The following is a 10,756-nucleotide window of genomic DNA, read 5'->3' as shown; positions in this document are numbered from 1 at the left end:
GTGAGCCGAAGGGGAGAGCGCGGGGCCCTCGTGTGGCGAGTGAGCCGAAGGGGCGCGGGCGGTGCCGAAAGGGAGAGCGCGCGGAGGTCCCGAGGAACGAGGGATCGAGCACGGTCGACCGTCGGGACCGTCTTGAGCGCCCCGGAGGCGAACCGAGCCCGAGGAAAACAGGCACGGTCGACCGTCGGCGCCGTCTTGAGCGCCCCGGAGGCGAACCGAGCCTCTAAAGGAGAGGCGCAATGGTCCAGGTCAGTTCGCACGCCAGTGGCCCCCGGCGGGCGAGGAACGGGCCGTGGTCGGCGGAGACCGGGGCGAGTTGGGAGCCGTAGCAGAGCACGGCCGCGCGCTTGGCGGCCCACTGCCGGTCGTCGAGGGTCAGCGCGTCGCGGACGGTGGTGCGGTAGCCGCGCAGCAGGTCCTGGTAGGCGAGCCCGCACCGGGCGCTGCGCGCCAGTGCCTCGCTCGCTTCCGGGAGACCCCATTCGGGCAGGTGGCCGGTGTAGGGCAGGTCGGCGTAGACGGTGGGCGGCGGGGCGCCGAGGTCCGTGAGGACATTCAGCGCGCGGCGGCGGACGGCTTCGTGGTCGGGCTGGTTGCTGCCGAGCGGGACGAGGATCTCGGTGCCGGGTTCCAGGCCCGCAAGGTAGCCGTCGAGCAGGTCCGGTTCGGCGCCCGGCGCGGCGTACGGGCCGTCGGGGTGGTCGAGCACCACCTGCCGGGCTCCGAGGAGCGCGCAGGCGGCGGCGTCCTCGGCGAGCCGGGCGCGGTGGGCCTCCTCGGGCGAGGAGAACCCGCAGTTGCTGTCCCACCAGGAGACGGAGGCGCCGGCCGCGGGGGCGCCGCCGTACACGGTGACGATGTCCACGGGTCCGGGCAGGCCGGCGATGAGACCGGCGAGGGAGAGGGCGGCGTCGTCGAAGTGGGGCGAGAGGACGACGGTGCGCGGGGCGTTCGCGGTGGCGGCGGGTGTCATGGGCGGGGGTCCTCGGTTCGGTCGTGGGGGCCGGGCGCGGTCCGCGGGCGCAGCGGCAGGGCGGACAGGACGCGGTCCCAGGCGTCGTCGTCGCCCTCCCAGCGGCCGGGGACGAGCGGCACGGTGCCGGTGTGGAGGTGGGGCGGCAGGGCGGTGGTGCCGGGCGGTGGGGTGCGCCGCAGCCAGAGGAGGCCGAAGCGGTGTCCGGGGTGCTGCTCGGCGAGTGCCGCGTGCAGGTCCAGCACCTCGGCCGTGCCGCTCTCGTCGAAGGCGTCGTGGTGGACGTAGAGCACCCGGGCGGACGAGGCGGCCATGGTGCGCCAGCGGTCCGCCAGGTGGGCGAACTTGGCCTGCACGCGCGGCAGTTGCTCGGCGATGTCGGACGCCGTGAGAGGTGATCCCGGTGCGGCGCGGAAGTCGTGGAAGAACCGGATGCCGGAGGGCCGGTCGAGGGCGCAGCGGCCTTCGGAGCAGGGGACGACGGGGCCGGTGCGCAGCACGTCGCGGAAGTCGGAGCGGACGGCGTCGACGACCGAGGCGAGGTCCAGGTCGAGCCAGTCGAAGAAGTGGGCACGCCCGTCTCCGGTGTGGCGGCGCAGTTGGTGGGTGGACTCGCAGTGGTAGCCGAGCCCGACGCAGAGGTCGTACACGGGAACGTTCCTCGGTGTGTGGGGGATCGTGCGGGGCTGCCCGCCCGCCGGGCGCCGTGAAGCCCGGCGGCGGTCGCGACGGACGGGGTGGTCGCGACGGCCCGCGGCGAACGTGACGCACAGCGGCGGACACGGCGGACACGGCGGACACCGCGGACACGGCGGACGGGGCGGTGGTGGCGACGGCGGCGGTCAGGCCCGGCGGCGCAGGACCAGCCCGGTGCTGCCGCGCTTGCGCAGATGGGCCCGCCCGCCGCAGACGGCCTCCAGCGCGGGGCGGACGAGGACGGTCTCGTCGGTGCACTCCCAGACGCCGTTCCCGTCGAGCCAGGGACGCAGCCGGGTGTCCAGGGCCTCCGGTTCGAGGGCGACGAGTACGAGATCGGTGGGCAGGGTGTCGAGCAGGCCCGGGTCCTGGCCGTAGTAGAGCATCTCGATCAGCAGGTACGCGGCCCCCGGCAGCCCGCCCCCGCCCGCACCGCCCCCGTTCCCGCCCCCGGCGAGGTCCTCCAGCCCGTGGGCGTGGACGCCCAGGCGGTCGGAGCGCACCTGGCGCGCGAGGCGCTCGCGGAAGGCCGGGTTGGGTTCGGTGGCGGCCACGCCGTAGCCCTTGTCGAGCAGGCGGGCGGTGAGCGCGCCCTCGCAGGCGCCGACCTCCACGAGCCGTCCGTCGCCGGGGGCGAGCGTGCGGGCGACCCAGGCGGTGGTGGCGTCCAGCCGCCGCTGCTCGTAGGGAGAGGTGGCGAACTCCCAGGGGTCCGGCACCGCGGCCGCCTCGTCGTCGAGGCTCGCCATCAGCGCGTACAGGCGCTCGCGCTCCTCGGCGCCGGAGGCGAAGAAGCGCTCGGTGGCCGGCACCCGGCCGGTGGTGAGCAGGTGCTCCGGCGAGTCGCTGTCGAGCAGGTGCGCGCAGTGGGTGTTGACGAAGCGGAGCTTGGCCGCGCACTCCCGGCGGCCGAGCGGGTGGTCCAGGTCGCTGACGAACTGGAGGTACGGCGAGTGCCCGACGGCGTGCCGGACCGGCAGTCCGAGCGTGTCGGCGGCGAGCGCGGTGTCGCGTCCGACGCGCCCGCGGCTGCGCCGGGTGTCGGCGGGGGAGTGGGTCCACACCCGTGTGCCGCCGTCGGCTCCGAGCCGGCGGAGCCGCTCCGTGAGGTCGGCGGTGCCGGGCGAGGCCGCGGATCCGTCCGCCGGGCGGACGCGGGCGGCGAGCGCGGTGAGGCGTTCTGCACTGCCCGTTCCGGCGGCGAACGACAGGGTCTCCCCGGTGTCGCAGAGCAGGACACGGGCGGCCGTGCCGCCCGCGGGGGCGAGCAGGGAGAGGAAGTCGACGACGGCGTCCTCGGCTCTGAGCACCACGAGGATGTCGTTCACGAGCGGGTCCTTCCGGGGGAGGGCGGTGGGGCGTCTGCGGGCAGGGGCGCGCGCCGGCCCGGTGGTTCACGGGGAATCGGCCGGCGCGCTCCCGGGAGCGACGGTAGTCACCGCACCGACCTATGGTCTAGACCAGTAACTCGGCCATGGCCCACCGCGATTCGGCCACCCGGGCCGCCCGGCGCTCCCGAGTGCCGCGCCCCCGACCGGCAGCTCCCGGGGCCCGCGTTCTGCCGCCCCGAGCTGCCGGGCGGACTGCCCCGGGAGCGCGGGACCCGCCCCTAGCGTGGAGGCCCACGGAGGCGAGAGGAACCGTTCGCCCCGGTCTCTCGGCCCCTTACCGGAGGAACTCGGCATGCCCCCCAGCGGAACGGACGACCTGCTCGACGGCGGACCCTCTCCCGACCCCGCCCCGCCCGTCCTCGACCTGATGGACCATCAGGTGCGCACCCGGCCCGGCGCCACCGCCCTCGTGCACGGCGACACCTCCCTCACCTACGCGGCCCTCGCCGCCGCCGTGCGCGAACGGGCCGCCGCCCTCGCGGCCGAAGGGGCCGGCCCCGGACGGCTCGTCGCCCTGCACCGGCCGCGCGGCGTCGACGCGATCGTCGGGCTGCTCGCCGTCCTCACCACCGGCGCCGCCTACCTGCCGCTCGACGTCCGCGCCCCCGACGCCCGCAACGAGGCGATCCTGCGGGACGCCTGCGGCGACACGGCCCCCGCGCCCGCCGAGGTCGCCCGCCGCGGCGAGGTGGTCCTCGACGGGCCCGGCGCGGGCGAGGGCGCCGCCTACGTCATCTACACCTCCGGCTCCACCGGCACCCCCAACGGTGTCGTCGTCGCCCACGACTCCCTGGCCCACTTCATCGCCGGGGCCACCCCCGCCTACGGCATCGGCCCCGACGACCGGGTGCTCCAGTTCAGCCCGCTCCACTTCGACGCCAGCATCCAGGAGATCTTCGCTACCCTCGGCGCCGGCGGCACCCTCGTGCTGCGCACCGACGACATGCTCGACGTCGGCGAACTCCTCGACGGCTGCGCCCGCCACGGCGTCACCCTGCTCGACCTGCCCGCCGCCTACTGGCACGAGCTCGTGTACGTCCTGGCCACCGGCTCCGCCCGCCTCCCCGAGGCGCTGCGCACCGTCATCATCTACGGCGAGGCCGCGCTGCCCGAGCGGATCGCGCAGTGGCGCGCCCTCGCCGGCGAGCGGGTCCGGCTGCTCAACGCCTACGGCCCGACCGAGACCACCGTCGTCGCCACCGTCGCCGACCTCACCCGCCACGAGCCCGGCCCCGTCCCCATCGGACGGCCGCTGCCCGGCGTCCGGGCCGCCGTCGTCGCCGGTGAACTGTGGCTGCTCGGGGGCGGCCTCACCCGCGGCTACCTCCACCGCCCCGAGCTGAACTCCCGCCGGTTCACCGCACTCGACGGCGAACGCGCCTACCGCACCGGCGACCTGGTGACCATCGGAGAGGACCGCCAGATCCTCTACCACGGCCGCCTCGACGACGAGGTGAAGATCGGCGGCCAGCGCATCGACCCCGCCGCCGTCGACTCCGTGCTCGCCGGGCACCCCGCGGTCCGCGAGGCCGCCGTCGTCGCCCAGCAGGACGCCGACGGCGTCAAGCGGCTCGTCGCCTTCACCGTCACCGAGGGCGGCACCGCGCCCGAGGAACTGCGCGACTGGGTCCGCGACCGCATGCCGGCCGCCGCCGTGCCCGCCGTCTCCCTGGTCGTCTCCCTGCCGCGCACCACCTCCGGCAAGATCAACCGCAAGGTGCTGCGCACCGCCGACCCTGGCCTGCCCGTCGTCCACGAGGACCCGCTGCCGCCCGAGGACCGGGTCCCGCTCTCGCACGCCCAGCGCCGGCTGTGGCTCGTCGACCAGCTCGACGGCCCCTCCGCCGCCTACAACATGCCCATCGTCCTCGACCTGGACGCGGCCCCCGACCGCGCGGCGCTCGCCGCCGCCGTGACCGACCTCGTCGAACGGCACGAGGTGCTGCGCACCGTCTTCCCCGCACCCGGCGACGAGCCCTACCAGCACGTGCTCGCCCCCGGCACCGTCCGGCTGCGGACCGTCGAGTGCCCGGCGGGCGAACTCCGGTGCAGCGTCGCCCGGTTCACCGCCGAGACCTTCGACCTCTCCCGCGAACTCCCGCTGCGCGTCGCGCTGTTCCTCCCCGACGACGGCCCCGGCGCCACCCTCGCCGTGCTGCTCCACCATGTCGCCGGCGACGGCTGGTCGCTCGCTCCGCTGATGAACGACCTCTCCGCCGCCTACCGGGCCCGCGCCGGAGGCGACGCGCCCGGCTTCGACCCGCTCCCCGTCCAGTACGCCGACTACACCCTGTGGCAGAACGACGTCCTCGGCGACCCGGCCGACCCGGACTCCGTCGTGGCCCGCGGCCTCGGCCACTGGCGCACCGCGCTCGACGGCCTTCCCGCGGAGACCGCCCTGCCCCTCGACCGGCCCCGTCCCGCCGACCGGACCCACGAGGGCGGGATCGTCCACACCGACCTCGGCGCGGACGTCCACGAACGCCTGGTGCGCCTCGCCGCCGCGCACGACGCCAGTGTCCTCATGGTCCTCCAGGCCGCCCTGGGCCTCGCGCTGCGCGCCGCGGGCGCCGGTGACCGGCTCGCCCTCGGCACCCCCGTAGCCGGGCGCGAGGACGAAGCCCTCGACGACCTCGTCGGCTTCTTCGTCAACACCCTGGTGCTGCCCACCGACACCTCCGGCGACCCGGCCTTCGCCGCCCTCCTCGACCGCGTCCGGGAGAGCGACCTCGCCGCCTTCGCCCACCAGGGGATCCCCTTCGACCTGCTGGTCGAGCAGTTGAGCCCGCCCCGGGCGCCCGGTCTGCACCCGCTGTTCCAGGTGATGCTCACCCTGCGCACGGCCGTCACCGCCGAGGAGACCTTCCGCTTCGGCGGCGACGGCGGCGGTGGTGCCGCCGGTACCGGCGCCGCGGACGCCGGCATCACCGGGCGCTTCGCCGGGGAGGGCCCCGCCACCACCAAGTTCGACCTCACCGCCGCCTGCGTGGAACTGCGCGGCGCGGACGACGCCCCCGCCGGACTGCGGATCGCCCTGGAGTACGCCCGCGACGTCCTCGACGAGGACGTGCCCCGGATCCTGCTCACCGCACTGGAACGCGCCCTTCGCGCTGCCGCCGGTGACGCCGGCGCCCCCGTCCGCGACACCGACCTGGTGCCCGGCGCCGAGCGGCGCGCCCTCGACGCCCGGCGGACCCGCGGCGCCGAGCGCGCCGCCGCCCGCGAGGCCGCCGCCGCGGCGGCCCGCGGCGCCACCGGACCGGCCGCCCCCCACACCGACACGCTGTGCGGCATGTTCGCCGAGGTCCTCGGCCTCGAACGGGTCGGCCCGCACGAGGACTTCTTCACCATCGGCGGCCACTCCATGAGCGGCGTCCGCCTCGCCAACCGGATCCGGGCCCGTCTCGGCGTCCACGTCCAGGTGCGCGACCTGTTCCTGGCCCCCTCGCCCGACGCCCTCGCCCGCCGCATCGCCGGAGCCGGACACCGCGCCGACGGCACCGGCGACGCGGGCGCCGCCGGCCGGCCCCGGCCCGCCGCGCGCGCCGACCGGCCCGAGCGCCTCCCGCTCTCCCGCGCCCAGCGCCGGCTCTGGTTCATCGACACCCTCGAAGGCCCCAGCGCCTCCTACAACATCCCGATCGTCCTGCGGCCCGCCGCGCCCCTCGCCGCCGCCCCGCTCGCCGACGCGCTCGCCGACCTCTGCGCCCGGCACGAGGTGCTGCGCACCCGCTACCGCGACGCCGACGGCGAGCCCCACCAGGAGGTCCTGCCCGCCGCCCGCCCGGTCCTCGACGTCCGCGTCGTCCCCGCCACCGGGCTCGCGGCCGCCGCGGCCGAGGCGTCGGCCCATGTCTTCGACCTCGCCGGCGAGATACCGCTGCGGGCCACGCTCCTCGAACCGGACGACGGCAGCGGCCAGGTGCTGGTCCTGCTGGTCCACCACATCGCCGCCGACGGCTGGTCCACCGGACCGCTGCTGGCCGACCTCTCCACCGCCTACCTCGCCCGCGCCGAGGGCCGCGCCCCCGGCTTCGACCCGCTCCCCGTCCAGTACGCCGACTACGCCCTCTGGCAGCAGGACCTCCTCGACGGTCCCGAGGCCGACGCCCACCGCGTGTTCTGGGAGACCACCCTGGCCGGCGCCCCCGCCGTCCTCGACCTGCCCGCCGCCCGCCCGCGCCCCGCCGAGGCGACCCACCGCGGCGGACACGCCCCGCTGACCCTCGACGCCGCCACCCACCGGGCCCTGGAGGCCCTCGCCCGCGAGAACGGCGCCACGCTCTTCATGGTCCTCCAGGCCGCCCTCGCGACCGTCCTCACCCGGCACGGCGCCGGCACCGACCTGCCGCTCGCCACCATGACGGCGGGACGCGACGACGAACTCCTCGGCCCCATGGTCGGCTTCTTCGTCAACACCCTGGTGCTGCGCACCGACACCTCCGGCGACCCGGCCTTCGCCGACCTCCTCGACCGCGTCCGGCGCACCGACCTGGCCGCCTACGCCCACCAGGAGCTCCCCTTCGACCGGGTCGTCGAACACCTCAACCCCGTCCGCACCACCGCCCACCACCCGCTCGCCCAGGTCGTCGTGCAGCTCCACCACGACTACGCCGGCGGCGTGCCCGGCGCGGACGCCGCCCGGAGCCTGTTCCGCGACGACGCCCCGGCCCTGCTGACCACCGTCACCACCAAGTTCGACCTCACCTTCGCCCTGACCGACCTGCGCGACGCCGACGGCGCACCGGCCGGCCTCACCGGCGGACTGGAGTACGCCACCGACCTGTTCGACGCCCCCGCCGCCGCCCTGATCGCCGGCCACCTGGAACGCACCCTGCGCGCCGTCGCCGCCGACCCCCGGCTGCGGATCGGGGAGATGCCCCTGCTCACCGACGCCGACCGGTTCCGCCTCACCGGCGAGTACAACGACACCGCCACCGTCGTCACCCCCCGGGGCACCGTGCACGAGCTGCTCGCCCGCCGTGCCGCCCGCACCCCGGACGCCCCCGCGCTGATCACCGACGACGGCACCGTCTCCCACGGGGAACTCGACGCCCGCGCCGACGCCCTCGCCGCCCGGCTCCGCGCCGCCGGTGTGCGCCGCGGTCACACCGTCGGCGTCCTGCTGGAACGCGGGGTGCCGCTCGTGGTCGGCGCGCTCGCCGTCCTCAAGTGCGGCGCCGCCTACCTGCCGCTCGACCCCCGGCTCCCCGCCGCCCGGATCGCCCTGATGACCGCCGACGCGGACGCCGCGCTGCTCGTCACCGACACGGCCCACGCCCCGGACGCCCCCGGCGGCGCGGCCCGCACCGCCCTGCTCCTCGTCGACGGCACCGACACCCCGGCCTCCGCGCCCGTGCCGGAGCCCGCGGACACCGCGGCGCACGCCGACGACCTGATGTACGTGATGTTCACCTCCGGCTCCACCGGCCGGCCCAAGGGCGTCGGCGTCACCCACCGCAACGTGCGGGAACTCGCCGCCGACGGCGACACCGCGCGCGGCGGACCGCACCGGATGCTGGTGCACTCCGCCACCGGCTTCGACGCCTCCGTCTTCGAGATCTGGGTGCCCCTGCTGAACGGCGGCTGTCTGGTCGTGATGCGCGGCGACGGCACCGACCTCGCCGAGACCGCCCGCACCGTCCGCGAACACGGCGTCACCTGCGCCTACTTCACCGTCGGCCTGTTCCACGTCATGGCCGACGAGGGCCTGGACACCCTGCGGCTGCTGCGCGAGGTGTGGACCGGCGGCGACGTCGCCGCCCCGGCCGCCGTGCAGCGCGTCCTCACCCACTGCCCGGACACCGTCCTCGTCCACTCCTACGGCCCCACCGAGACCACCTTCGCCTCCCACAACCAGTGGTTCACCACCGGCGAGCGCACCCTCGGCGGCGCGGGACTCCACCTCGGACGGCCGATGGACAACACCCGCAGCCATGTCCTCGACACGGCGCTGCGGCCCGTGCCCCCCGGCGTCCCCGGCGAGCTGTACGTCGCCGGAGCCCATGTCGCCCGCGGCTACCTCGGCCGCCCCGGCCTCACCGCCGAACGGTTCGTCCCCGACCCCTTCGAGGCCGACGGCAGCCGGATGTACCGCACCGGCGACCGCGTCCTGTGGACCCCGGACGGCGAACTCCGCTTCCTCGGACGCGCCGACGGCCAGGTCAAACTGCGCGGTGTGCGGATCGAGCCCGGCGAGGTCGAACGCGTCCTCGCCGCCCACCCCGCGGTCGGGCAGGCGCTCGTCGTCGTCCGCGAGGACCGGCCCGGCGACAAGGCCCTCGTCGCCTACGCCGTCCCCCGTGCCGAGGACACCGTCACCGGGGCCGAACTCCTCGCCGAGGCCCGCGCCCACCTCCCCGAGCACCTGGTGCCCGCCGCCGTCGTGGTCCTCGACGCGCTGCCGCTGACCGTCAACGGCAAGCCGGACCGCGCCGCCCTGCCGGCCCCCGGCCGGCCGGCCGCCGACCCTGCCGGGCGGGCCCCCCGCAACGCCCGCGAGGAGGTGCTGTGCGGCCTGTTCGCCGAGGTCCTCGGCGTTCCCCGGGTCGGCATCGACGACAACTTCTTCACCCTGGGCGGCCATTCGCTGCTCGGCGTGCGTCTGGTCAACCGCATCCGCCGCGTCCTCGGCGTCGAACGCACCGTCCGCGACCTGTTCCGCTCGCCCACCCCCGCCGGCCTGCTCGGCACCGAGGACGACGACGCCTCCGCAGCCCTCGGGGTGCTGCTGCCGCTGAGCAGCCGCGGCACGGCCCGCCCGCTGTTCTGCGTCCACCCCGGCACCGGCGTCGGCTGGGCCTACGCCGGCCTCGCCCGGCACCTCGGCGCGGACCAGCCGCTCTACGCCCTCCAGGCGCGCAGCCTCGGCGACCCCGCCCACCGGCCGCGCAGCGTCGAGGAGATGGCCGACACCTATCTGGAACGGATCCGCGAGGTCCAGCCCTGGGGCCCCTACCGGCTGCTCGGCTGGTCCTTCGGCGGCCTCGTCGCCCACACCATGGCCGTACGCCTGCGGGAGGCCGGCGAACAGGTCGAGCTGCTCGCCCTGATGGACGTCCACCAGACCGGCCCCGGCAGCGTCCGCGTCCTGCCGCCCGAGGAGCGGGCCCCCGAGCCGGCCGGCCTCGCCGGGGCGATGGAGCGCGTCCGCCGCGAGGACCCCGTCCTCGCCGGCTTCTCCGCCTCGGAACTCCGCGCCGTGCTGCGGGCCTCCGAGACCCACGCGGAGCTGATGTCCCGCCATGTGCCGGGCGTCGCCGACACCGACGTGCTGTTCTTCACCGCCCGCAGGGAGGGCGAGCCCGAGGGCGCCCTCGCCGCCACCTGGATCCCCTTCACCGAGGGCACGGTGGAGAACCGCACCCTGGAATGCGGCCATCTGCGAATGGCCGAACCGGAACCTCTCGAAATCATCGGAAGAATTGTCTCGGAGAAAATCTCCGCCCTGCAGAAGAAAGAAACGAGGAGTCAGTCATGAGCGAGTCCGTCAACCCGTTCGACCAGGCCGAAGGTGTTTTCCACGTCGTCGTGAACGACGAGGGCCAGCACGCCCTGTGGCCCGCCTTCGCGGACGTCCCGGCCGGCTGGAACGGCGTCTGGGGACCGGGCCCGCGCACCGAGGCCCTCGACTACATCACCGTTCACTGGACCGACATCCGCCCGCGCAGCCTCGTCGCCCAGTACGCCTGACCCG

Annotated in this window: 5 protein-coding genes; 2 read left to right on the top strand and 3 right to left on the bottom strand. The window is 75.9% G+C overall.

Going from position 1 to position 10,756, the window contains the following annotated elements; translation table 11 throughout:
• Positions 1-223 precede the first annotated feature (223 nt).
• From JE024_RS02755 to JE024_RS02745, 3 genes are all read right to left on the bottom strand, one after another.
• Entirely contained in the window at positions 224-973 is a 750-nt protein-coding gene (locus JE024_RS02755; protein WP_205372027.1) for a PIG-L deacetylase family protein, read from the bottom strand.
• Positions 970-1,623 carry a DUF1796 family putative cysteine peptidase gene (locus JE024_RS02750; protein WP_205372026.1) on the bottom strand — a complete coding sequence of 218 codons (654 nt, stop codon included), beginning with the start codon at positions 1,621-1,623 and terminating at the stop codon, positions 970-972. Before JE024_RS02750 ends, JE024_RS02755 begins: the two co-directional genes overlap by 4 nt.
• A gap of 192 nt (positions 1,624-1,815) precedes the next feature.
• Positions 1,816-2,997 carry a class I SAM-dependent methyltransferase gene (locus JE024_RS02745; RefSeq protein ID WP_205372025.1) on the bottom strand — a complete coding sequence of 394 codons (1,182 nt, stop codon included), beginning with the start codon at positions 2,995-2,997 and terminating at the stop codon, positions 1,816-1,818.
• A 355-nt stretch (positions 2,998-3,352) separates the two neighbouring features.
• On the opposite strand from JE024_RS02745, the gene JE024_RS02740 reads away from it, so the two are divergent.
• Both JE024_RS02740 and JE024_RS02735 read left to right on the top strand, forming a co-directional pair.
• On the top strand, positions 3,353-10,540 hold the full coding sequence (locus JE024_RS02740; protein WP_205372024.1) for a non-ribosomal peptide synthetase: 7,188 nt from the start codon (positions 3,353-3,355) through the stop codon (positions 10,538-10,540).
• Positions 10,537-10,752 carry an MbtH family protein gene (locus JE024_RS02735; protein WP_205372023.1) on the top strand — a complete coding sequence of 72 codons (216 nt, stop codon included), beginning with the start codon at positions 10,537-10,539 and terminating at the stop codon, positions 10,750-10,752. The genes JE024_RS02740 and JE024_RS02735 overlap by 4 nt, the downstream gene beginning before the upstream one ends.
• The last annotated feature ends 4 nt before the right edge of the window (positions 10,753-10,756 follow it).

Origin of the sequence: Streptomyces zhihengii (assembly GCF_016919245.1) — a bacterium.
Taxonomy (GTDB): domain Bacteria; phylum Actinomycetota; class Actinomycetes; order Streptomycetales; family Streptomycetaceae; genus Streptomyces; species Streptomyces zhihengii.
This window is presented reverse-complemented; position numbering and strand designations above follow the sequence as displayed.